The 24448-nt window shown below is 39.6% G+C and carries 25 protein-coding genes; 17 read left to right on the forward strand and 8 right to left on the reverse strand.

Annotated features, from left to right (window positions below):
* Positions 1-122: 122 nt before the first annotated feature.
* Positions 123-734 (forward strand): helix-turn-helix transcriptional regulator, encoded by a 612-nt coding sequence (locus RMZ43_RS11485; RefSeq protein WP_322646581.1) that lies wholly within the window; start codon positions 123-125, stop codon positions 732-734.
* 508 nt (positions 735-1242) lie between these two features.
* On the opposite strand, the gene RMZ43_RS11490 is transcribed toward RMZ43_RS11485, so the two are convergent.
* The gene (locus tag RMZ43_RS11490) at positions 1243-1725 is read right to left on the reverse strand and encodes a DUF4168 domain-containing protein (RefSeq protein WP_322646582.1); all 483 of its coding nucleotides are present in this window, start codon (positions 1723-1725) and stop codon (positions 1243-1245) included.
* Between the two features lie 109 nt (positions 1726-1834).
* Entirely contained in the window at positions 1835-2824 is a 990-nt protein-coding gene (gene holA / locus RMZ43_RS11495) for a DNA polymerase III subunit delta (protein ID WP_322646583.1), read from the reverse strand.
* 203 nt (positions 2825-3027) lie between these two features.
* Between holA and RMZ43_RS11500 the strand changes: the two genes are divergently transcribed.
* The 3 genes from RMZ43_RS11500 (at position 3028) to RMZ43_RS11510 (ending at position 4776) form a co-directional block, all read left to right on the forward strand.
* On the forward strand, positions 3028-3816 hold the full coding sequence (locus RMZ43_RS11500) for a DUF1868 domain-containing protein (protein ID WP_322656214.1): 789 nt from the start codon (positions 3028-3030) through the stop codon (positions 3814-3816).
* A 391-nt stretch (positions 3817-4207) separates the two neighbouring features.
* Entirely contained in the window at positions 4208-4330 is a 123-nt protein-coding gene (locus tag RMZ43_RS11505) for a hypothetical protein (protein ID WP_322656215.1), read from the forward strand.
* Positions 4327-4776, forward strand: coding sequence for a type II toxin-antitoxin system VapC family toxin (locus tag RMZ43_RS11510; protein WP_322656216.1), 450 nt, complete (start codon positions 4327-4329; stop codon positions 4774-4776). Before RMZ43_RS11505 ends, RMZ43_RS11510 begins: the two co-directional genes overlap by 4 nt.
* Positions 4777-4882: 106 nt before the next feature.
* On the opposite strand, the gene RMZ43_RS11515 is transcribed toward RMZ43_RS11510, so the two are convergent.
* Complete coding sequence (locus RMZ43_RS11515) at positions 4883-5662, reverse strand: RDD family protein (protein WP_322656217.1); 780 nt, start codon at positions 5660-5662, stop codon at positions 4883-4885.
* A 45-nt stretch (positions 5663-5707) separates the two neighbouring features.
* Positions 5708-6553 carry a hypothetical protein gene (locus tag RMZ43_RS11520; protein WP_322656218.1) on the reverse strand — a complete coding sequence of 282 codons (846 nt, stop codon included), beginning with the start codon at positions 6551-6553 and terminating at the stop codon, positions 5708-5710.
* A gap of 80 nt (positions 6554-6633) precedes the next feature.
* Between RMZ43_RS11520 and RMZ43_RS11525 the strand changes: the two genes are divergently transcribed.
* From RMZ43_RS11525 to RMZ43_RS11580, 12 genes are all read left to right on the forward strand, one after another.
* A complete protein-coding gene (locus RMZ43_RS11525; protein WP_322656219.1) occupies positions 6634-7587 on the forward strand; it encodes a stage II sporulation protein M in 954 nt (317 codons plus the stop codon).
* 171 nt (positions 7588-7758) lie between these two features.
* On the forward strand, positions 7759-7926 hold the full coding sequence (locus tag RMZ43_RS11530) for a hypothetical protein (protein WP_322646590.1): 168 nt from the start codon (positions 7759-7761) through the stop codon (positions 7924-7926).
* Between the two features lie 270 nt (positions 7927-8196).
* Entirely contained in the window at positions 8197-9240 is a 1044-nt protein-coding gene (gene pstS / locus RMZ43_RS11535) for a phosphate ABC transporter substrate-binding protein PstS (RefSeq protein WP_322646591.1), read from the forward strand.
* Positions 9241-9416: 176 nt separating this feature from the next.
* On the forward strand, positions 9417-10418 hold the full coding sequence (pstC, locus tag RMZ43_RS11540) for a phosphate ABC transporter permease subunit PstC (protein ID WP_322656220.1): 1002 nt from the start codon (positions 9417-9419) through the stop codon (positions 10416-10418).
* A 51-nt stretch (positions 10419-10469) separates the two neighbouring features.
* Positions 10470-11351, forward strand: a complete 882-nt coding sequence (gene pstA, locus RMZ43_RS11545; protein ID WP_322656221.1) for a phosphate ABC transporter permease PstA — start codon at positions 10470-10472, stop codon at positions 11349-11351.
* 113 nt (positions 11352-11464) lie between these two features.
* Positions 11465-12244 (forward strand): phosphate ABC transporter ATP-binding protein PstB, encoded by a 780-nt coding sequence (gene pstB / locus RMZ43_RS11550; RefSeq protein WP_322646594.1) that lies wholly within the window; start codon positions 11465-11467, stop codon positions 12242-12244.
* Positions 12245-12604: 360 nt separating this feature from the next.
* Positions 12605-13384, forward strand: coding sequence for a phosphate ABC transporter ATP-binding protein (locus RMZ43_RS11555; protein WP_322646595.1), 780 nt, complete (start codon positions 12605-12607; stop codon positions 13382-13384).
* Positions 13385-13569: 185 nt separating this feature from the next.
* Positions 13570-14850 carry an IS1/IS1595 family N-terminal zinc-binding domain-containing protein gene (locus RMZ43_RS11560; protein WP_322656222.1) on the forward strand — a complete coding sequence of 427 codons (1281 nt, stop codon included), beginning with the start codon at positions 13570-13572 and terminating at the stop codon, positions 14848-14850.
* Between the two features lie 86 nt (positions 14851-14936).
* Positions 14937-15641: an SDR family oxidoreductase gene (locus tag RMZ43_RS11565; protein ID WP_322646597.1), complete on the forward strand. Its 705-nt coding sequence runs from the start codon at positions 14937-14939 to the stop codon at positions 15639-15641.
* Between the two features lie 106 nt (positions 15642-15747).
* Positions 15748-16803, forward strand: coding sequence for a 4-hydroxyphenylpyruvate dioxygenase (hppD, locus tag RMZ43_RS11570; RefSeq protein ID WP_322656223.1), 1056 nt, complete (start codon positions 15748-15750; stop codon positions 16801-16803).
* Positions 16800-17237, forward strand: coding sequence for a GNAT family N-acetyltransferase (locus RMZ43_RS11575; protein WP_322646599.1), 438 nt, complete (start codon positions 16800-16802; stop codon positions 17235-17237). The genes hppD and RMZ43_RS11575 overlap by 4 nt, the downstream gene beginning before the upstream one ends.
* Positions 17238-17308: 71 nt before the next feature.
* Positions 17309-18001, forward strand: coding sequence for an HAD family hydrolase (locus tag RMZ43_RS11580; RefSeq protein WP_322646600.1), 693 nt, complete (start codon positions 17309-17311; stop codon positions 17999-18001).
* A gap of 156 nt (positions 18002-18157) precedes the next feature.
* Here RMZ43_RS11580 and RMZ43_RS11585 read toward each other — a convergent pair whose 3' ends face one another.
* Positions 18158-18784 carry a CPP1-like family protein gene (locus tag RMZ43_RS11585; protein ID WP_322656224.1) on the reverse strand — a complete coding sequence of 209 codons (627 nt, stop codon included), beginning with the start codon at positions 18782-18784 and terminating at the stop codon, positions 18158-18160.
* Positions 18785-19432: 648 nt separating this feature from the next.
* Between RMZ43_RS11585 and RMZ43_RS11590 the strand changes: the two genes are divergently transcribed.
* Positions 19433-20152 carry a response regulator transcription factor gene (locus RMZ43_RS11590; RefSeq protein ID WP_322656225.1) on the forward strand — a complete coding sequence of 240 codons (720 nt, stop codon included), beginning with the start codon at positions 19433-19435 and terminating at the stop codon, positions 20150-20152.
* A gap of 396 nt (positions 20153-20548) precedes the next feature.
* Here RMZ43_RS11590 and RMZ43_RS11595 read toward each other — a convergent pair whose 3' ends face one another.
* From RMZ43_RS11595 to RMZ43_RS11605, 3 genes are all read right to left on the reverse strand, one after another.
* A complete protein-coding gene (locus RMZ43_RS11595; protein WP_109007959.1) occupies positions 20549-20854 on the reverse strand; it encodes a small RNA NsiR4-regulated ssr1528 family protein in 306 nt (101 codons plus the stop codon).
* Positions 20855-20946: 92 nt separating this feature from the next.
* On the reverse strand, positions 20947-21201 hold the full coding sequence (locus tag RMZ43_RS11600) for a hypothetical protein (protein ID WP_322646603.1): 255 nt from the start codon (positions 21199-21201) through the stop codon (positions 20947-20949).
* A gap of 103 nt (positions 21202-21304) precedes the next feature.
* Positions 21305-24409, reverse strand: a complete 3105-nt coding sequence (locus RMZ43_RS11605; RefSeq protein ID WP_322646604.1) for a phosphoenolpyruvate carboxylase — start codon at positions 24407-24409, stop codon at positions 21305-21307.
* Positions 24410-24448: the final 39 nt, after the last annotated feature.

Genomic DNA, 24448 nt, shown 5'->3' on the forward strand with positions numbered 1-24448 from the left:
AGCATGATTGGTCTGTAAGATTCACCCAATTTATTCAGAGAATCATCCAAGAAATAGAGAGTGCATGTTTTAACTACCCATAACTACTAATTAGCAGTATTTTCTACATTATAATTTTTCCTATGAGCGCCCTAACAAAAACATTAGTAAAAACAGTAACTGAAACACAAAAGCTAGATAGAATTGACTTATATGACTCAAAGCGAGCTGATTTTTTGCAAGAAGTAATTGAAGGCTTAGAAGACGGTATATTAATTTTAAGCCAAACTGGTGAAATAATTCATGCTAATGCATCGGCTCGTCGCCTTTGCTGTCAATTCAATCAAGGTAACTTCAACCAAAATTTTGTACCACCAGTCATTTGGAATTTTTGTGAATCATTATTCAATAGTCGGTATTTGTTTTCTGATAAACTTGTAATTCTGTCGGATGAAATTGTACTTGATAAGTCGAATATTTTTCGTATTAGGGTGAGGCTGCTAGATTTAGAGGGGTTTGAAGTGCCTTGTTTATTGGTGACTATAGAAAATCAATATGAATCTGTAAAAAATGTAGCACTCACTGAAGTTAAAAAATTTGATTTGACGCCGCGAGAAGCTGAAATTTGGCTTCTCTATAGAAGCAACTACAGCTACAAAGAAATTGCTACTAAGCTTTATATCACTATAAATACCGTGAAGAAGCACATGAAAAATATTTACACCAAACGCCAAGCAAATATGTCTTATGATTGAATGTATCACTTTATTGAAAAAGAATTTTGCAAGCAAGAATTCTTCTTCAATAAGTGGAGAATTTAAAAAAGCTACTAATTGAAGATCCCTAAAGATACATACGACTTACGCAATAACTCTCTAAAACTCTCATTTTTTTGTGTCCTTTGCGCCTTTGCGGTTCGTTTTTCCATTATTTTGCGTAAGTCCTGATACAATACGCTTGGATTAGCGCCAAAAATTTTAATAGGTTGCGCCTTGCTTAACTGAAACAGATGTAGGTTTAGTGGGGATATTAAATTCCTGAATTCAGACGTTTTTTTGTTCAGAATTCATGGTTTTATTCTTTTTTGATAAAAATTCATTTGTAAAATGCAATAGATGATTAGCAATTAAATTAATATTCACAAACAAGTGTTTTATGAATTAATGTTCATAGATTTTTGTGTTAAAACCATATTAGCTTTCACTTTTATGCAAGGTTAGTTAGTTTTAACGTGTCTTTTTTGAATTTTTATGAAACTTCTAACTATGGAGAATCAGGACTTTTTTGCAGGCGTAATAAGGTATTGTAAACCTGCCGTTTTAAGACATCATTATTTTGTAGTTCTATAGTTATTTTGTTAAACTGCTCAAATCTCAAACCCTTCTCTTCGACAACTTTTTGAGCATAGTTACAGTAATTCACTGCAATATCTTGAGCCTTCTTTGGAAGACCATTTATGCTATTAGAATCGTTACAAACAATTTGGGGAATTTCTCCGTTACCAATAAGTTTTTTAATTTCTTCAAAAGCACTTTGACGTGCTGGCTCCATTGCTAGCACAGCTTTAGCGTAGCTATCGATTTGAGTATTATTAACTATTGGTGTTGGAGTTTGGCCATAAGCTTTTGAACTAAATGAAAAAGCATTGGAAATTACACCCAAAGTAGCGATCGCGCCGAAAAAGAATGATTGGGAAAGGATTCGCTTTCGGCTAGATCGAGAAAATAAATCAGAAATTTTATTCATATAGTGTGTGACACGAAACTACATCAGGGATATTATAAGAATGTTGAATTATTTTCGGAGTTGGAAGTTCCAGCAACTGCTCAACATATCAAGCTTTTATATTTGATTGTCAATTTCCTCGGCATACTTGACAAAGTTCGATGACTTTAGTCTGGAGTGTTGTTATTTCTGATGCTCCTTGCTTAAGACTCACTTCTAATTCCAATAGTAGGGGTAAGCAAGAAATTAACTGTTGCACAGAAAGCAGCCTGATTTCTTGCTGTAAGAAGTAGATCCGTTTGGGATTACCGATATCAGCAGCTTGAGCGATCGCTTGTTGATTGCGCTCCCCACTTTCTATCATAATCTTCACCCACAGCCATGTGCGAAATTGTCCAATCAGTGTGGCTACTATCCGTAATCCCGGCTCGGAAGCATTACTCAAATCTGCCAGTGTGGTCAAAGCTTTAGGTGTATCTCCTGTTCTGATTGCTGCTGCTAATTGTAAGCTATTTTGAGTAGTATTTCTTACTAACTTGGTAATAGTATCTGTGTCTAAAGGCTTATTACTACCTTGAGCATATAACCGTAGTTTCTCTAACTCATTGTAGAGTATGCGTGTATCATTTCCTACAGATTCTGCTAAAAACTGGGCAGCATTAGCAGTTAGTTTTACGCCCATACTCTGAGCTGCTTGATTAACAGATTGCACCAGTAATTCGGTTTTCCAAGGGGGAATGAGGGGAAATTCTCGGAATTCAGTAGCAAATTGTTTTAATAATTTTGTGGATTTGAGGCGTTCATCTGGCTTGTTCCGGCTGGTAAGTAATAAAAATGAGTTTTCGGGAATAACTCTTAGCGATCGCCCCAGTTCTGCTAGCACATTCTCTGGACACTGCTGGCAAAGAGTAGTGTTTATCAGCCATACTAAGCGCCCACCAGCGCCAAAAGTGGGTGTCATGACCTGATTTAGCCCCTGGATAGCAGCATCAGCTTGATCTGGTGTGAATGCAGTGTAATTAAAACTTATCCATTGGGGATCGAGGACGCGATCGCGCAGCATAGCGATCGCTTTTTCCATAGCAAAATCATCTTCACCCCAGTAAACATAAATTGGCATAGACTAACCTCGTATATTAGGGAATGGGGCATTGGGCATTGCTTATTCTTCTTGTCTCCTCATCTCCCTCATTTCCCCCTGCTCCCTGCTCCCTGCTCCCCTGCCTCTTCCCCACTCCCAAAATTAAATACTTTTAAAATCATTCTGTTAATCAAGGTAATTTTCCCTAAAATCTATCAAGTGAGAGCATGAGGCTATGAAGATTGGACGACAACTATCAAACCTACTTAAATCGGTTAGCACGGCTAACGCTGCCAGAAGCCTACAGATCCCAAGTCCAGCATATCCAGGAATCTTCTAAATTTCAGCCACATTCTGGGTTGAGACAAGCAGCGTCCTTTCCTGGCTATACGCTAATTACCCCGCCAGCAGGAGAAGAATCGCAAAATTCTGCTTTCTATGACAAATTACAGACTTACCAACAGGAACTTTTGCAGTTGCCTGTAAGCCGTGATTTGATTGTGCCTCTACCCCCTGCTAGCTTCCATATAACTTTAGCGGATTTAATTTGGGACAATGCTTACCTTGATGCCTGCGAAAAAAATCCCAAATTTGACGAAGAGTTACACTCTTGTATAGCCGAAACCTTTCAGCAATATCAACAATTGATGACAAACAGGAGTCATCCGATTAAATGGCAAATGCTGGGGCTGATACTGATGCCAAGGGCTGTAGCCATTTGTTTAGTACCCCAAGATGAACGTTGTTACGAGGAAATTATTAAATTTCGCCGAACAATTTATCAAAATCCCAAGTTAATTGCTTTGGGTATTGAGCAGCATTATCACTTGACAGCCCATGTTACATTAGCCTATTTTGGGGAGGTTTCATCTGACTTAGACCGCACAAGTTTCAGCACAATGCTTTCTCAATTGAATGATCAATGGTTGTTAGATTTGCCAGAATTTTTGATCAATCGCGTCGAATTGCGAAAGTTTGACAACATGACACGCTATTATCGTGAACCAGACTGGCCGATTTTAGATTTTTAAGTCATTAGTTAGCAGTTAGTAGTCAGTAGTTTCCAATTACTGACTACTCAATTTCTAAACAACTTTAGAAAAACTTATTAAAATCCTGTTTATCTAAATGCCCCTACCAGCATATTTGTATCATTATTAAAGTCAAATGGTATTAGTCCAATAGAAACATCCTTTAAGTTAATCTATGGGAATGTTGGGATTTTTGAAATAATTGGGATATACCCAAGAGTAAAAACGCTAAAATTTACAGATATTGACAACGGGTTAGATTGATGAGTCCGTCACTCGAAAAAATTTTAAGCGAGATTGAGCAACTGACTCCACAAGAGCAATTGACCGTAATGGAGCATTTGGTAGAGCGGATAAAAAAGCATATTAACCAAGCTCAAGCAAAACGCAAGTGGAGCGATTTGAAGGGTATGGCTCCCTTCCGTTATTGGGTGAAGATGCTCAGGAATGGGTTTCGCTGACTCGACAAGAAGGAGATGAGCATCGAGAACGGTTGTTCCGAGAAGAGGAATGAAGATTAGTGATGCATTAGCAAATGTTTCTCGCTTGTTTCTCGATACAGCACCTGTAATTTATTTTGTAGAACGCAATCCGCAGTTTGTGAATTTAGTCGAGCCAATTTTTGAGCGATTGTCAAATGACATTACAGCAGTAGTATCTGGGATAACGTTATCAGAGTGTTTGGTAGGTGCTATACGTCTGGGGTTAGCTGAGTTAGAGCAAGCTTTTGTCGATGTGTTGCAACAAGAACAAGTGGTTTTTGTGGAGATTAATGCTGCTATTGCACGAGAAGCTGCGAGAATTCGGGTGCGCTACAACCTTCAGTTACCCGATGCATTGCAGGTGGTAGCGGCAATAATTGCTGGTTGTGAGGCATTTTTGACCAATGATGCAGCTTTGAAGCGGGTGACGGAATTAAAGGTTTTAGTGGTGTGTGAGTTGGAAAGCGAGAACCTGTAATTACACACTAGTTGTAGACATACATAGCAGAGAAAATAAGCTCAAAGATAAATTGTCTTTTAGCTAAACCTAGTTTTTTACCAATGCTCTAAATAAAATATCTTGCCTAAAATTCTGGTTGTTGATAAACAATATAAACAGCTTCTAAAAAGACATCAGGTGTAACAGCTTCTGGCAATTTTTCTAAATTAATAATAGCTTTAACTTGCTCGGCTAGCTTTAGAGATAGTGATGCTTTTGCCTTTAATGACATTGCACCACGACGCTGTAAATACTCACGAATCACAGCAAAATCATCTGGCATTAATTGCGAAAAATCAGCAATTTCGATTAACTGTTCATGAAGTTTTTTTGCCTGTTCTGAAATTATCAATGTTGCAGATGCAGTGGGTATTTGGGCTTGAATTACAATTGTGCCAGCAGCTAAATCACCTAAACGCTTTTCTCGATGACTCAACATAATTAAAAAAGCACCAATAAACAAAGTTTCATCAAAAGGTCGTAGTAAAGCACGTAGCGTTGCTTGTTGTAGCCCGATGAGTCTACCATCATCTCGAACCACGCGAATTTTAGCAACCCGTTTACCAGGGGTTTGCCCAAACCATAAAGTTTCAAAAATTACAAAATATCCTACGTAAATAATAAAACTAGTAAGGAATGCGATCGCCATCAACCACAAAGTCACTGCGGTACCGAAAATATCTACCCAAAAATCTCCTAACTGATCTGAAACGATAGACCAAGCTACAATAAATCCCACCAAAATCACAGCCAAAACGTGATAGTCAATGATCAAAGCCCAAGCACGATTTCCGATTCCAGCAAGAGTAAATTCTAGTTCTACACTTTCTGGAGTCTGGAATGTGATGCGATTAAAAAAGCGCATATTTTAGCTAATTCAAAATTAACAGAGTTGAATTTAAATGTTGAGTTAACGAAAATCCGACGAAGGAGGCTCTCGTAATTGCAAACCCAAACCCTCACGCCGACTTCGCAAGTCCAAGTATAAAACAGCTTTTAGCGCTTGCCAGAATGGCATCACAAAAACTCCACCTACTAAGCTGCCGATCCAAGAAATAAAATACACAATCGAGTAGATAGCAGAACCTTGCTCAAGCTTTAAGAGGAATAAGCTGGGTATATAGTTTAATACAAACACTAACGGTAATGTAACAATAAAAGCAACTAAAACGATGCCCACAATGCGAAGTACCGAGGTTTTAGTTAGCTCCCAACTTCTAGCGACACTTTCGCCACCGTTAATATTTTCCTCAACTGCTAGCGGTACCTCAGCTATTACCCAACGGGAGTAAAACCAAATTAGTCCTAATAGCACAATACCTGCCGTTACAATGATTGCCAATGTGGTTGCGACTACAACGCCTGTAGTACCTAATATGCTTCCTAATACTACTCCTAGCAAGCCACCCACAATACCACCAGCGATCGCTAATCCAAAATAAATTAAAAACAAAGATATTCCTACTTGGAAACCAACTCTTAAAAATGACCACAAACGCGGATTAACATGGCTCCTGGCGGCTTGAATGCTTTCAGGTTGGTAAATTAATTCTCCAAAAGCCAAGCGGGAAATGAGTCCAGAAATGGCTGCATATTTTGCCCAGCCATAAATCGGAACTAGAATCCACAAGTGAGCGATCGCAGCCAGATTAAGATAAGTTTTCAGATGAGAACGATACAACCGCACGGCAGCACTAACAACGTTACCAATACTCAGTGGTTGTATCTGACCGGGAGATCCAAAACTTTCAGACATAATGGCAAATTTCCCTTGAAATTACGGAGATGAATTTGAAGCTATCTTAAGCTAAGTTAAACTCAGTGTTCCCAAAATTCATGAATATTCAACGTTGGATTGCGCGACGAGAACCAAATTGGCAGCGTTTAGATGCCCTATTAAGGCAGATAGAAAAAAAAGGGTTAAAGTCTCTACGGGCGGCAGAAATTAGAGAGTTAGCGAGTTTGTATCGTTCAGTCGCGGCAGATTTGGCCCGTGCCCGTACTCAGCAAATCGGCAATACCTTGATACAAAGTTTACAATCTTTAACAACTCGTGCCTATACGCAGATTTACCAAGGTTCGCGGCGACAGGAATGGCAGGCAATCCTAAAATTTTACCAATGGGGATTACCATCTGTAGTTCAGAAAACATTTGCATACATTGCTGCTGCAACGGCGCTGTTTCTACTAGGGGCATTAGTAGCTTGGTGGTATTCCTGGCAAAATCCCAGCTTTATGCCTTTGATCGTACCTGAAAGTTTGATTACCAAGGTGCGAGATGAGCATAAATTATGGATGGGGTCAATTGTCGGCGTTGAACCTCTAGCATCCAGCAGTATTATGATCAATAATCTGTCTGTGTCTTTTGGGGCTGTCGCCGGTGGTATCACGGCTGGGCTATACACAGTCTATTTGATGGTATTTAATGGCTTATTGATTGGTGCTGTTGGTACTTTAGTAGGTCAAAATAATCTGGCTTATCCTTTTTGGGCGTTTGTATTACCGCATGGTTCCTTAGAATTACCTGCCATCTTTTTTGCTGGGGGTGCAGGATTTTTATTAGCAAGAGCAATTTTATTTCCTGGTAAATATCGGCGTGGGGATGCACTGAAATTTTACGGTTCTCAATCAGTGCAGCTAATATTTGGGATTGTACCAATGTTAGTTATTGCTGGTGCGATCGAAGGCTTTTTTTCGCCTAATCCCAGCGTCCCTGAGGCAATTAAATATTTGGCGGGAATGGGATTGTTTCTACTTTTGGTGATGTATTGTAGCCGTAAGGAAACTTGAAATAATTTAGGTGGCGGCTGATTTTTAAATTGAAAAAATATTAACTATATAAATAGGAATTACGCACACTCTACGAATTCTTGGCGTTCTTGGCGTCTTGGCGGTTCGATAAATTAAAGCCATACAAAAGTTACAAAAAAAATCTTACACGCTCTCAATCACGGAACTCAAATGGGTTGGTTAATTGACCCTGACGAGCGATTCATTGCTGCTTATCCTGCAAGACAACAACCTTTACCTTTTGAGGAAATTGAGTCTGTTTTACCAGTGCCAGAATTCTGCCAGGGGCTACAGTTGAAGGTGGGTGATATTTTTGGTTGGTTAAAGGTGACTGCGTAACAAATATTTTGTTCAAGCTAACTTACTCTTCTTACACTGAAATGATAATTATAAGTTAATATAATTTATTTATTTTTAACTCTTGAGATTGAACTTATTTTTTATCATTAATTTAGCCTCATCAATCAAATTTCAAAAAAGAAAAAACATTTATAAATAATATTTAAACACAGCTTAATCTATTGTTTATTCATTGTTAACCAAAAAAAATGTAACTTATCTTAAAGCTGGAATTACAGCAGGAAAGTATTCCTTTAAGTTAGAGGTTATATGATTTTTTCGACCACCATCTTGAATCGTGTCGTTGCTACCTCAGTGGTGACAACTTCTGTTGCACTTAGTCCATTTTTTGGCACGATCGCACAAGCTGAAACTCTCAATGGTGCAGGAGCAACTTTTCCGGCTCCGCTTTACGAACGCTATGCTCGTGAAGTAAAAAACAAGTATCCAGACTTAAAAATTAACTACCAAGCAATAGGTAGCGGCGGCGGTATTCGTCAAGTCACTGCTGGAACCGTTGACTTTGGTGGTAGTGATGCTGCAATGAAAGATAGTGAAATCGCTAAAGTCAAGAACGGTGTAATATTAGTACCCACAGCAGGCGGTGCTGTTTCTGTTGTTTACAATGTTCCAGGTGTTAATAATCTCAAATTATCCCGCAGTACACTACCGGCAATTTTCTCAGGTCAAATTACCAAATGGGATGACGCAAAAATTAAAGCTGATAATCCAGGTGTCAATCTACCAAATCAACCAATTAAATTTGTTGTTCGCGCCGATGGTAGCGGTACAACTTTCATTTTCACTAACCACTTAAGTGCTACTAGCAGTTATTTTAAAGGCAGAGTTGGAGTTAACACTGCTCCCAAATGGACTCTGCCAAACGTCCTCAAAGGCAAAGGCAACCCAGGCGTAGCTGCTTTGGTATCTCGTACTCCTGGTTCTATTGGTTATGTAGAATATGCCTACGCTGTCAAAAATAATCTGAAATCGGCGCTGATACAAAATAAGAGAGGAGAATTTGTTGCTCCTTCTTTACAATCTGCAAACGCAGCTTTGTCAACTGTCACTTTCCCAGATAACTACCGCGTTTTTGTAGGAGATCCAGGACAAGGTTATCCTATCGTCGGTCTTACCTGGATAATGGTTTACAAACAGTATGCTAATGCTTCTAAAGCTGATGCTATAAAAAAATGGATTAATTGGGTATTGAAAGATGGTCAACAGTATAACGATGACCTTAACTACACCAAAATTCCATCTGATGTAGCAAATCGGGTGCTTCAGACAGTGAATAACTCTGTCAAGCCTTAATTTGTAATTTTTAGGACTTATACATAAGAGATCCCCCAACCTCTTTAAAAAGGGGTCTAAAAGTCTCTTAAAACAGTGAACAATTAACAGTTATCAGTGAACAGTTATTAGTTAACTATTCATTGATAACTGATATCACTTTACTAGGAAGAAAAAATCTATTTTATTAGTTTGTAATGGCAAATTCATTGGAACCAGCCGACGGAAATTCATCAGATGATTTAAATCAAAGTGATGAAAATTTCAATCTCACAGCTATTGGCGGCACAAATCTCTGGTTTGACCAAGGTTTTACACGGCTAGTATACTTTTTTGTCGCGATTACCGTTGCAGTGCTATTTTTGATGAGTTGGGTAATTTCACACGAAGCTCTACCAGCTATTAAGCAGTTTGGATTGGGGTTTTTGTGGAGCCAAGATTGGGATACGGGTAATCAGCTTTTTGGTGCATTACCCTATATTTATGGAACTTTGGTAAGTAGTGCGATCGCTATTTTATTCGCCGTCCCAATTGGCATAGCAGTAGCCCTAGTTACTAGTGAAAATTTCTTACCTCCATCGCTCCGAACAACCCTAGCATTTGTTGTTGAATTAATTGCAGCAATTCCCAGTGTCATTATTGGTTTGTGGGCAATTTTTGTCTTTATTCCAGTTCTAGAACCTCTACAAAAATGGCTAGCCAGCACTTTTAAATGGATACCACTATTTAATACAGAAGATCCTTCTGGAACTAATATGTTGACTGCTGGAATTATTCTAGCCATCATGATTTTGCCCACAATGGCAGCAATTACTCGTGATGTTTTAATGGCTATCCCTAAAGAATTACGTAGCGCATCTATGGCTTTAGGTGGCACTCGTTGGGAAACAATTTTTCGGGTTTTGCTACCAGCTGGATTTTCTGGAATGGTTAGCGCAGCAATGCTCGCCTTGGGACGTGCTTTAGGTGAAACAATGGCTGTCACTATGGTGATTGGTAACTCTGCTCAAATCAGTACTTCTTTACTCAATCCAGGTTATACAATTCCTTCTGTATTAGCTAATGAATTTGCTGAAGCTGAACCTGGGTTACATATAGGCGCTTTAAGTTATTTGGCGTTGATTTTGTTTGGGTTGACTCTAGCTGTAAATATTGGGGCTGTACTATTAGTAAAGTGGGTTGGTAGGATAAAAAAATGATACTTTTTCACCGTGTAGTAAGACATTTATTAATCAAAATTTGTAAAACTTATGAGTGGTTATATCCAGTCAGAAACTGATGAATCCCTAGCAACAGAATTATGCAGCCCTCTGCCAACAGAGCGAGTAATATTTACATACGCAATGAATGCGATCGCCTTTGGTTTTACAGTTCTAGCACTCATTCCTTTATTATCAATTTTGTGGGAAATTTTCGTTAGGGGAATCTCTGGACTGAAATCAGAAATGTTTGTCAAAGCAGTTATTGACAATGGCTTTGGCAATGCCATCTTAGGAACTATAATCATGGTGGTAATTGGTGCTATTTTAAGCATTCCCACAGGAATAATGACAGGAATTTTCTTAGCAGAATTTGGTCAAACCAACTCAATTGCTAGTATTGTTCGTTTTATCAGCAGTATTCTAACAGGCGTGCCTTCAATAGTTGTAGGCGTATTTGCTTACGGCGTGATAGTTTTAGTAACTAAAGGATTTAGTGCGATCGCAGGTGGTTTTGCTTTAGCCGTAATTATGTTACCTGTAATTATACTGACAACAGAAGAATCTTTAAAGCTGATTCCTATATCACAACGTCTAGCCTCTGCTGCTTTGGGTGGAACTCGCTTTCAAACCACCCTTCGCATTGTTGTCACTGCTGCAATTCCCGGAATTACTACAGGCATTTTATTAGCTATAGCTCGTGCTGCTGGTGAAACAGCACCATTAATTTTTACTGCTTTATTTAGTCTAGATTGGTCAGAAGGATTATTAAGTCCAACAGCTTCCTTACCAGTATTAATTTTTAACCTCTACAACGACCCCGATCCGCAAAGAAACCAATTAGTCTGGACTACATCTATAGTTCTACTAGGCTTAATTTTATGTGTCAATGTTCTTTCTCGCTTAGTTATTAAACAAAGAAGAATGAAATAGAATAAATAACTTTTTCTATTGTTTCGCATCTTGGTAGAATATGATATTAAAATGAGAACTCTTCAGTATAAAGCCTTGTTTTATATATTGATTAAGAATTACAAATTAGCAGCATGAGTAACCTAATACCAGCTATCAAAGTTAAAAATATCAGCTTTTACTATGGCACAACAAAAGCGATTGAAAAGGTGTCAATAGATATTTATCAAAAGCAAGTAACCGCAATTATTGGCCCTAGTGGTTGTGGTAAATCTACCTTTATCAAAATTCTGAATCGCATTAGCGAATTAGAAGGGCCTGTGAAAGTTGAAGGAGATGTAGAATTTTTTGGTCAAAATATTTATGCTCCTCGTGTCAACATCAATCGGTTACGCCGCCAAATTGGTATGGTGTTCCAAAAACCCAATCCTTTCCCGATAAGCATTTACGAAAATGTTGCCTACGGTATGAGGATAGCAGGCAGGTACTCAAAAGTAGAATTAGATGAAATTGTCGAATCTGCACTTCACAGTGCTGCTCTTTGGGATGAAGTGAAAGATAAGCTAGATAAATCAGCTTTAGGGCTTTCTGGTGGTCAACAACAAAGATTATGTATTGCCCGTGCTTTAGCAGTCAAGCCGAAAGTTCTGCTGATGGATGAGCCTTGCTCGGCTCTTGACCCCATCGCTACTATGAAAGTTGAAGAACTACTCCATAGTTTGCAGTCTGAATTGACAATTGCGATCGTTACCCATAACATGCAGCAAGCCGCTCGCGTCTCTGATTTTACAGCTTTCTTTAGCACTGATGAAAGTCGGATAGGTCAAATGGTTGAATTTGGCGCTACAGAGCAAATTTTTAACAACCCAATAGACCCCCGCACCCGCGACTACATTTCAGGGCGTTTTGGTTAAGGCAAGTTTTATCATGACTTAATAATTTTTGTCGATCAGATTGCTATATATAGAACTAATGTTTGATTGCTGAAAAGCTATTCCTTACTCCCCACTCCCCACTCACATAGATAATTTCAAAAATCAAATACGATTCCTAATATATGTCAATGTGACAAAGGTGGGTATAAAAATTTATAAAAGATGATTTTTGAAGCATAGCTTTAATATAAATCTTTGCTAACAGCTTATCTGCTGGTTGACTACTGTATAACTACGTAATTTCAATGAATATCCCCTTTTGGGAGTAACATAGTGAAACAGCGCTGCTGATTTGTACTACTTTACTTCGTCAACTTTTATTTCATACGTTTTGGGGATATGAGTAAACTAATTCCAGCCATCAGAGTCAAAAACTTCAGCTTCTCTTACGACGCTCAAAAGATAGTTGAAGGCGTGTCAATGGATATTTACCAAAACCAAGTCACGGCAATTATTGGTTCTAGTGGTTGTGGCAAGTCTACTTTTCTTAAATCGTTAAATCGTATGAGTGAATTAGAAGGAGATGCGAGGGTTGAAGGAAAAATAGAATTTTTTGGACAAAGTATTTATGAGCGTCGTGTCAACATTAATCGCTTACGCCGCCAAGTTAGTATGGTTTTTCCCAAGCCAAATCTTTTTCCCATGAGCGTTTATGATAATGTTGCTTATGGGGTGAAATTAGTTGGATGGCATCCGAAAGTAGAATTAGATGGAATCGTTGAATCTGCTATCAAAGCTGCCGAACTTTGGGATGAAGTAAAAAATAAGCTGCATAAATCTGCTTTAGAGCTTTCTGGCGGCCAACAACAAAGACTATGTATTGCCCGTGCTTTAGCAGTCAAACCGAACGTTCTATTAATGGATGAACCTTGTTCAGGTCTTGATCCTGTTGGTAGTATGAAAGTTGAGCATTTGATCCATAACTTGCGCTCTGAGTTGACAATTGTGATGGTTACTCACAATATGCAGCAAGTTACTCGTCTATCTGATTTTACGGCTTTCTTTTGTAGTAATGAAAATCGTATTACTCAAATGGTTGAATTTGGTACTACAAATAAAATCTTTACTAACCCTGTGGATTCTCGCACCCGTGACTATGTTTTCGCCCGCGTTAGTTGAAGTTTTTCTAAAATTATAGCTATTCAGTAAGCTACCACATAGTCTTGCGTAAATTAGGATTGAAATCTAATTTTTGCTTGTTTTGAGTTTTCGTTATGTTGAGCAATGCAAAGTGATGTTGACAGTAATTTTTTACACTGTATATTGAGAGGCAAGCATCTACTCTAGACTACCCAAATCACAAAATGAAATGTCCTCGGTGCGAATCTACTTTATATCGGAAAAATGGTCGTCGGAATGACAAGCAGAATTACCTCTGCAAAAATTGTGGGAAACAATTTCTTGAGCCTGCATTACCTCGTTCTTTAGAAGGTGAGTTACTTGCTAACAGCAATGGACATACTAAAGTATCTATAACTGAAACTACGGAAGTTCCTTTAGTAAAAGACTTACCAGAAGCAAAAATTACAGAGAAGAGTCTTAGCTCTTTTAGTCTTACATTAGCTGAAGAACTGCTGCAAACTATATTATCACCTGATTGGCTAGAATCTGCTACCTTCAACCAATTTATCCAAAAATTTCAACAAAAAACTGAAATTAAACATCAATTAGAGATAGGAATCTCACTTCTGCTTTTAGATGCAGAAAACTTAAAATTAGATATTAATTCAGAATTGTTTTTAGCTAGTGTCTGTAAGTATCCTCTCCAAGTTAAAATTGCATTTGCTAACTGGAGAAATCCCAGTACTGGTAAGCAAGATATTGAACTATACAATCGTGGTTATCAACTTGTCCATGTGCCTGGGGGTAAAGACAGTGCTGATGCAAAAATGATCGCACTTGGTGCTTGTGTCTTACGCTCTTATCCAACAGTTAAAGAAATCTTGGTCTGTTCTGGCGATGGAATTTTGATTCATCTCTGTAACGAACTTCAAAATCAAGGATTAATTGTTTACTGGGTACGTAGACAAGGACAAAATTTGCAAATAGAAAACCGGAATACTGGTAAATTAACTCATTATTCCTTATCAATGGCAACAGAAATTCCATCTTTGGAACAAGTGGTTGATAAAATTCAAGATTTAATCAAAACTGAACAGGAATCAATCAATACTCGATTAAATAGTTTAGTGGCTGTTGCAACTTTATTTCAAGAAAGATGTGATATTAATACTAAACATCATTCAAAACAACCAGAAATTGAAGAGATAATTCCTGTTATAGATAACTCATCGGCACAATCTATTCAAAAAGACAAAAAAGATTCTGTGGAAAATTTTGATGGAGAAACATTAGATAAATTACTATTAGAAATTATTCAAGATATACAAATTAAATCTCCTGAAACTAAATTATCTGTGTCCAAGCTAGGTTCAGAGCTACAGAAAATAACTAGAAAATCTCCTAATTCAATTATTAAAGAATTAAAGTTAGGTTCTAATTTCACCAAATATCTAGAATCATCTCCCACATTTACATTAAAGGCCAGTAGCAAGGAATATGAGGTAATACCGCTATGTGAATAAATACTTTCTACATGTGTACCTACAATCTGAGTCTGTAATTCAGTATTGTATTATGTAAAAAGATGTAAATAAATGTAAATTTTACAATGCAGGATAAAGTCGTTGTTATTGTCGGTGCTACTGGTGGCATTGGTTCAGCTTTAACACACAAACTTGCGCCAACTGGAGTCCGGTTGGTATTGGCTGCCAGAGATGCAGTTCGTTTAACAACACTGGCAAATGATTTACCAGGGCAAGTTTTGAGTATTCCCACCGATATTACTGACCCCAAACAGGTAGATACTTTGATAGAAAAGGCGATCGCTGAGTTTGGTCAAATCGATATTTTAGTGAATGTGGCTGGTGCTGGTATACTCAAGCCTTACAATAGCCTGGAACCTGCTGATTTAGACAAAATGTTAGATGTCAACTTGAAAGGCAGCTTTTACACCACTCAAGCGGCTGCTGAAGAGATGCAAAAGCGCAAGTCTGGTCACATCTGTAACGTGGTTGGAATTCTGGGCAAGCATTCGATGGGAATGGCAGCAGCCTATTCTGCTTCTAAGTTTGGTGTTGTCGGTTTCAGCAAATGCATGGCAGAGGAACTCAAGCGTTTTGGTATCAAGTTCACGCTATTCTACTTTGGTGGGGTAGATTCTCCTTTCTGGGATAACGTCAGCCTAAAAGTAGACCGGAAAAAAATGCTCAGTCCTGAAACTGCTGCCAATGCGATTTTCTTTGCCCTTTCTGCCGAACCGCAAGCTGTGCCAATGGAAATTAATATTCAATCTGATAGTCATTTGTTCTTTTAATGTGGGAGTAAGCTTACATAATTCTTGCCTAAGAAAGACCTGAAAATTTAGCAAAAAAGGCAAAATTTACAGAGATATAAGCTGTTATGCTGGATTTTCAGTATCTATGAAAATTGATCACGTTCATTTCTATGTAGAAGACGCCAAAGTATGGCGGGATTGGTTTGTCCACCATCTTGGTTTTCAAGCAGTAGCCGATCGCAGCATTTCATTTCACACTTGTACAGAAGTGGTAAAAAGTGGTGCTGTCTGCTTTTTTCTATCTTCACCACTGTTACCCACAAGTCCAGTAGCTGAGTTTCTGCGTCAATATCCCCCTGGTGTAGCAGATGTCGCTTTTGCTGTCGAAGATGTAGAAGGCGCGATCGCACTAGCTCAAAAACACGGTGCTACAATCCTACAACCCACCCAGGAACGCCAGGTGGGTACAGAATTCCTTAAGTGTGGCAAAATTGCCGCCTGGGGTGGACTGACTCATACGTTGATCGAAAGGTCATTAGTTTTTGACAAAGGACAAATAACTAATGACAACACTTTTACCGCCATAGATCACATAGTGTTAAACGTGGCTGTTGGTGAATTAGAAAATGCTGTCGCTTGGTATGAAAATATCTTAGATTTTCAACCTCAGCAGGCTTTTAAAATTAAAACCAATCGTTCTGCTTTACACAGTCAAGTCATGGTTTCGCACAACGGTAGCGTCCAATTGCCAATTAATGAACCAGCTTCCAAAAATTCCCAAATTCAGGAATTTTTAGATGTCAATCGGGGGCCGGGTATTCAACATATTGCCTTGCGAACAACTAATCTTGTGAGTGCGATCGCTAAATTTCGTGCCAGTAATTTATCTTTACTCTCAGTTCCCCAAAGCTATTACACGCAACTAAAACAGCGTCCAGGATTGCCTCTATCACCCTTAGAACTAGAAGCGATCACTCAACAGGAAATTCTCGTGGATTGGCAAGAATCTACTCCTTTAGAGGGAGGAAATATTGCACCCTTATTACTACAAATTTTTACTCAGCCAATATTTGAACAGCCGACATTTTTCTTTGAATTTATTGAACGCCGTTACCAAGCTCAAGGTTTTGGCGAAGGTAACTTTCGCGCCTTATTTGAAGCCATTGAAAGCGAACAAATTAAACGCGGTACGCTGCAATGAAGCCTAAGTTCAAAATATCAATTGAAATTCATCCAGACTCTAAAGAAATTGATTTTATTGACAAGCAACTTCAAGATTTCAATATAGGCAAGATTGGAGATTACCAATATACGCCACTGTTTCTATTACTTCGTGATTCAGAAAAAAATGTCGTGGGCGGCTTGGAGGGTTTTATCGGCTTGGGATGGTTCCATATTGCTACTCTCTGGGTTGCAGAGCAGTTAAGAGGTTATGGATATGGAAAAGCACTTCTTTTGGAAGCAGAGCAAGAGGCTGTTAATCGTGGCTGCTTAAACGCATATCTTTTTACTTACAGCTTCCAAGCTCCCAAATTTTATCAGCACTTGGGGTATGAAATTTTTGGAGAGTTAGAAGATTTTCCTCCAGGTCATTGTCGATACTTTCTTAAAAAGAGTTTACAAAAAAACCTTTAGCTAGACTTGATACCCTGAAAAAATAGCCATACATCTGAGATAAACTTAATAAAAATTAACTTTTACCGCCGATGCTAAGACTTATTACTGACTTCGACGGCCCAATTATTGATGTTTCCGAACGGTACTACCGTGTTTATCAATTCTGTTTAGAGAAAACCCGTCGCCCAAACCAAATAGTGCAAGAACTTCCGAAAGCAGAATTTTGGCAGTTAAAGCGATCGCGTGTTCCCGAAAAACAAATTGCCTTGAATTCTGGGTTAGACGAAGCCCAAGCCCAAGAATTTGCCCAGTTGCGACGGCAAACTGTGCATACAGAACCCTACTTTGACTATGACACCCTCGCGCCTGGTGCTGTGGATGCACTATTAAAAATTCAACAAGCTGGCATTGATTTAGCAGTGATGACCATGCGCCGAGTTCGGGAACTGGATTATGCCTTCAAAAAACACAATTTAGGAAGGTTTTTCCCAGAAAACCGTTGTTATTGCTTGAGTAACGACTACGTTAAAACTCGTGATATTGAAGATAAGCCATTGTTGATGGCTAGGGCATTAAAAGAACTGCCCCCGGCTACTGATACCTGGATGGTAGGAGATACGGAAGCCGACATCACCGCAGCTACAAATTATGGGGTTAAGGTGATGGCTGTGGAATGTGGCATCCGCGATCGCACCCAATTGGAACTTTACCACCCCGACTTAATCGTTAAGGATTTCAGCGCTGCTGTAGATTTAGTCTTAAAACCTAAACAATTTGTCTAGAAAAGCTTTCTAACTGCAACAGATTGAATTAATCGGTATTCAGATTGCAAATTAAAATAGGAGTCAAAATAGGTATTCTGACTCCTGACTCTCAAATTTTGAGAAGAACACATATAAACCATGCCTTCTTTACGGAAACTTGCTTACGGGTAGCATTTACCGTAGAAAGCTACTAACCAACCACAATAATATAAACGTTAGTACAGTAGAGAACTGATTCGATGATAAATTTAGGAATGGTATTTGTGGTAAGAGCCAGCCAGCAAGTAGTCCCCCCACGATTAAGCCAATTATTAAACTGACCAGGGTGAACAAAACTGCTCGACCAAATTTGCTTTCCTTGCGATTGAGGAAGTAAATACTAGTACCTACCCCAACTACCAATGCCAACTGCAAAACTTGATCGCCTCCCTCTGGGTAAAACACACTGATAGAACTCAAACCAAGAAACCAAGCTCCTGGTAAGAATATATCAGCAGGTGAAGGCTTATCCAGCATCCGTTGCAGCCATGCAGGTGACTGTTCACGAGGGGCTGGGCTTTCTTTAGGAGGCGATTGCACTCGCAACTCTGGAAACCGAATACGCTCAGGGACTTTAATTTTACCTTCTTGGCGCATCCGTAAGCGATCCATTAAAATCGCATCGTAAGCAGCTTCAATTACTTCTAAATGCTTGGCATCGCTACTATATTGCTCGAATAGGCGATTACGAGCATCCTGAATTTCATCGAAGCTAGCCTCTTCTGATACCCCAAGTTTATCGTAGGGATTTTGATCGCTCATGGGAGTTTGTTAATTCAGCCTCAGTCAGCGGCAGTCTTTTGTCGAATAAAAAACAGCTTTAGGTTTTGTTTTAATCGAAACTAAAGTTCCGACTTAATTTTATGCCCTAACAGGATAGTAGCACGGGTTAGTTTAATCAGACTTTGTAATTCTAACTATAGCCACTTTAACATATCGATATAACTCCGTGTATACCCTCATGTCGTTGTCTAATTCTGGCTTTAATCTAGAATTTGAAGGGAGAGTACCTAAAACACATAGTTTTTATGAAAATATCAACTTTAATGTTTCAGATTTGGCAACTTACTGTGCCTTAATAGAAATTTTTTAATTATACTGAATAATCGCTTGTGGTATATATCCGCATATCGATTTAAAATTGAGACGTTTTAAGTTACCACCTAACTAGGATCAAGAACGTGTCATGGTGTTAAGAATTGTTGCGGCTAAAGTCAGAGTGCTTATATACTGTGCCTAACAGAAATTTAGCGTTCTCATTGCCCACAATCCTGATTAGAGTATTTATTTTTGAATAATCAGGAATCTCATCCCGTAGACATGTAGATTCTTAGTTAGCCACTAAGTGGCAACTGCGTTTTTACGCAAACCTTTTGTTAATCTTACGAATTTTTGTGCAAAGTAATGGTCATGGCTCCTGCCAAGATTCTTGTAGTTGACGACGATCCTGCGGTTCGAAATTTAATCCAACGCTTTCTGATTAAGCAGAACTATCAGGTAGAGGCTGCCGAAGATGGAAAAACAGCCTTAAATCTATTTGAGCAATTTAACCCCGACTTGGTGATTCTAGATGTGAATTTACCAGATGTAACTGGGTTTAACCTCTGCCAAGAGATGCAAGGTCGTAATGGTGTGTTTGTTTTGATGTTGACTAGCCGTGCTGACGAAGCTGACAAAATTCGCGGCTTTGCTAAAGGTGCTGACGATTATCTCACCAAGCCTTTTGGGCTAGGAGAGTTAGAAGTCAGAGTCGGAGCAATTTTGAGGCGTCAACGAGTGATAACGACTGCCGAGCAAAAACGCTTGGTATTTGAAAAACTGATGATTGACCCAGTACGGCGGGAAGTGGCGCTTAATAACCAAGCAGTACCTTTAACTGCTCTGGAATTTGATTTGTTGCATTTTTTAGCCAGTCATCCAGGTCGAGTTTGGCGGCGTGCGGAGTTAATCCAAGAAGTATGGGACTATGAATACGTTGGCGACCAACGGGTTGTAGATGTCCATATCGGGCAAATTCGCAAGAAGATTGAAATTGATGCTAGTCAGCCAGCATTAATTCAAACTGTACGTGGCGTAGGGTATAAGTTTGAATCTCCTGCTCATCCCCAGCACTTGGAAGTTAAGTCTTGAGCTAATAGTCTAGAGTTTTTTAACTCTTGACTGTTAATTCTTGGGGGAGTGATTTGCGAATTTCTTTGGCTTTAGTAAAAGACAAATTTAAACAGTCAAATAGGTGAATATTGCTCAAATACAGACCAGCTAGTTATTTGAGATATTTATTTATGCGTTTAAGACAGTGAGCAGGGAGAGATTCCACTGGAAAATATTTATTTGCTTGCATCTTGACCATTTTGATAGATACAACGGTGTTTTAGGTTGGAGTTCGTAGCGGCGCACAGCTATCATTGGTGTCAAACCCAATAATATTTGGGCTTTATCTTCTTAATTTGACACCAATGGGCAATTGCTGCGTCCCTAGTACATATTTGGTTCAAATAAATGAAACCTGTTGTAAAACATTAACAATTATTTACCACTATAGAAAAAGGCAATTTCTTTTTCTTTTAAGGGTGCAAAACCAGCATCTACAAGTAATTGGTCAAGTTCTGCTTGGGGAATGTGTTTTGCACCAATTCGCACAATGCGCGATCGCATAGTATTAGATACGCCACTGCGCTGTCTATTGGCTTCTAGCGCCATAACTTTACCATAAAGTTCTAGTTTGGCAGGCGGAATGGGAGAACCATCAAAATCAATTCCCTGTGCGATCGCCTCATCAATAGCATCAGCACCTGTGGTAGTTTGATTTCCTGGGTTAGTTTCGGTAGGCATGGTGATTTACTCTTCTTCGTTATGGGTAGATTTTACCAGTCTTGCTGACACCAAAGTTGGTCAAGCTCACCTTCACTTAGGTAGCCAACAGACTAATTACGAGCTTGTCGCGTTACTAAACCACCAACAAACGCCCCTAAGATAGTGCCTGTCCACATCCCTGTTGTGCTACCTTGCCATATTGCTCCTGGTGTCACCCAAGCGTTGCACATCTCCTTGAAACCCCAAGGTTGGTTTTGACACTTTTGGCTATGCAACATTATGGTGATTTGCCCACTGATGTAAGCACCAAAAAAACCTGCTGATAGCGCCAAAAAAGTGCAAATTAAAATTCTATTTTTTGTCATTTGTCATTTGTCATTTGTCATTGGGCATTGAAAAGAAGCAAAGGTGAAAATTCTTCTCCCTTGCTCCCTGCTCCCCTGCCTCTTCCCCACTCCCCATTCCCAATCAACCTGTATTTCTCATCCCAGCAGCAATCCCATTAATAGTTAACAATGCTCCTCGCAGTAACTCGCCTTTGCTGTAACGAGAGTGGATGACTCCAGAAGTAGCAGTAGTATTGAGTGACTGCCGTAGACGCTTGAGCAGTGAAACTTGGATAAATCCCAAGGGGACAATTGTGCCATTGCGTAATTGCACAGATCGTTGCAAGACAGGATCGCCATCTAAGAGTCGATTGTGATCGGTGATTTTTAATACCAAATCTCTTGTGAGATAAAACTCGCTAGCAATTTGATCAAAAACTTTGGCAAAACGAAGTTGATCTTCTGGTTTTGATAATTCCTGGACGTAGTGATGCGCCATTTGCATATCTACTTTTGCTAACGTCATCTCGGCTTTAGAAATCACCATCTTGAAGAACGGCCATTTAACGTAAAAGTAGCGCAGCAATTTCAAGTGTTCTTCTGGTTCTTCGTTCAAAAATTCTTGTAAAGCTGTGCCTACGCCGTACCAGGAAGGAAGTAAAAAGCGGGTTTGTGTCCAACTGAATACCCAAGGAATAGCTCGTAGACTACTTAAATCTTTCTTACCAGATGGACGGCGGGCCGGACGGGAACTAATTTGTAGCTGGCTAATTTCTTCAATGGGGGTTACTTCGTGGAAGAAGTCAACAAAATCAGGCTGTTCGTAGATTAAAGCACGATAATGTTGACGCGATCGCACTGCTAATTCTTCCATAATTTCATTCCAGGGTTCAATATCATCAAACCCTGTCCGCAGCAGACTAGCTTGAATTACCGCAGTGGTAATCGTTTCCATGTGGTACAATGCCAAGTCCAACAAGGAGTATTTAGAAGCCAAAACTTCCCCTTGTTCGGTAATCTTGATTCGCCCATTGATACTATGACCCGGTTGAGCCAAAATCGCCTCGTAAGCAGGGCCACCACCTCGTCCCACAGAACCACCGCGTCCGTGGAAAATCCGCAAATTTACATCATAGTTTTCTGCTATTTGTTGCAGTGATTTTTGGGCTTTATGAATTTCCCAGTTGCTGCTTAAAAACCCAGAGTCTTTGTTGCTATCAGAATACCCCAGCATTACTTCTTGTAAGTTTGGGGAGAGGGGGGAGGGTGTAGGAGAGGCAGGGGAGGCAGGGGAGGCAGGGGAGGCAGGGGGGGATAAATTTTCATCCACAACAACCTCTGTTTTTGTTTGTTCGTAGCCGCCAGCTAATAAAGCGCGATATAAGGGGAGTTCAAACAGTTTCCGCATGACGCTTCTGGAGCGTTGTAAGTCTTCTACTGTTTCAAATAGGGGGACAACTTGAATTGTTCCGGCAGCAAGGGCGGGGTCAAAAAGTCTGGCTTCTTTGGCTAACAGTAATACTTCTAGCACGTCGCTCACGTCGCGGCACATGCTGATAATGTAAGTTTGGCAGATATTTAGACCAAATTCTTGTTGTAGCGATCGCACGACGCGAAAGGTTTCAATTACATCGTTGGTTTTTTGAGAAAATGGCAATTCTGCCGGAATTAATGGCCTGCGGGTTTGCAGTTCTCCTGTGAGCCAAGCGACTCTTTGCTCTTCGGATAGTTCGTTGTAAGGTTGAGGTAATATTTGCAGGTATTCCAATATTTCATTGAGCGCATCGGCATGGCGAGATGATTCTTGGCGAATATCTAACTGTGTCAAATTAAAACCAAAAATTTCTACCTGACAGATCAGATTTTCTAATTCTCGACAGCTTAAACCTGTTTCTGTCAAGTTGCGCTGAATCATCCGCAGTTCTGCTAAAAAATCGGCTCCTGAAAGATACAGGGGACTATCTTGATTTTTTGGCGTTTCCCGATTGTACAAAGCTAGATTGCGATCGCGAGTATTTTCTAGGCGTTTGAGCACATAAGCCAGTTTGAGCCGATATGGTTCTTGCCGATAACGCAACGCCAGTGCGTCATATACCTCACTCAACTGGGACTGATCCAATTCTAAAGATTCCAGTAAATCTGGTAAAACATCACTCCAGTGCATCGACACACTCAATAATTCAATCAGATTTTTCACTGACTGAATATATTTCCCAAGCACCATTTTGCGCTGATAGCAAGCTGTTTGCCAGGTAATTTCTGGTGTGACTGATGGGTTCCCATCCCTGTCTGAGCCTACCCAGGAACCGAAAGAGCAAAAGTTTTTACTCGGTGGTTCTAACCAAGGAAAGGTATTCGATAGGGTGTGTTTGAAACGTCTATAAAGTTGAGGAATGCCATCAAATAAAACTTCTTGGAAGTAGTGCAGGGCATAATCTACTTCATCTAGCACAGTGGGTTTGAACTGGTGAAGTTCGTCTGTACGCCACCAGAGGCGAATTTCTTCGAGCAATTGTTCGCGCACATCTGCTGCTTCCCAAGCATATCCCCCAGTTGCCGCACCAGAATAGTTTTCCAAAGCATCCAGTTTTTGCAAAAGTTGTACCACCTGGCGCTGCTTATCCCGGATGGTATGACGAACAATTTCTGTTGGGTGCGCTGTAAAAACTAACCGTACATCCAGATGTGCAATTAAACGTTGAATTTGCTGGGGTGGTACATTCAGTTTGAATAAATAGGGAAACAAGGCAGCAAAAGTACCTTTTGGTTTGACTTGCGCTTTTTCTAGATAATTCTTTCTGAGCAACTCTGCTGCTATTCCCCTGCTAACAGGCGCGTCATCTTCTCTTTGATTGGAAGAATAGTTGACATTAGATGCTATTTCTGCATCTATAGGCTCTGTTTCTACCTCATAGCGACTCAATTGCTGCCGTTGTTCGTATTCCTGCTCTATGATGTTTATCAACTGAAAATACAGAGCGAAAGCACGAGCCGCGCGAATTGCTTCATTAATATTTAGTTGTTCAATCAATTTTACGGCTGAGGATGCTTGGTCATTTGTTGCTTGTCCTTCTGGTGAACACAAATCTCGCAACTCTCGCAACAAATCTACCATGTTTTGACCGCATTCTTGCCTTAGAACTGACTCCCACAATTCTTCCACTACCTGGAGACGATGACGCAAAAATAATTCCGACACCGGGTATATATCAGCAGTTTGAGACGAAGAGTATAAAAGGGAACCCATATTCTCTATTGTTGTAAAGCTAATAACTGTTTACGCTTC

The organism is Nostoc sp. CmiVER01, assembly GCF_034531135.2.
In the GTDB taxonomy this organism is placed as follows: Bacteria; Cyanobacteriota; Cyanobacteriia; order Cyanobacteriales; family Nostocaceae; genus Nostoc.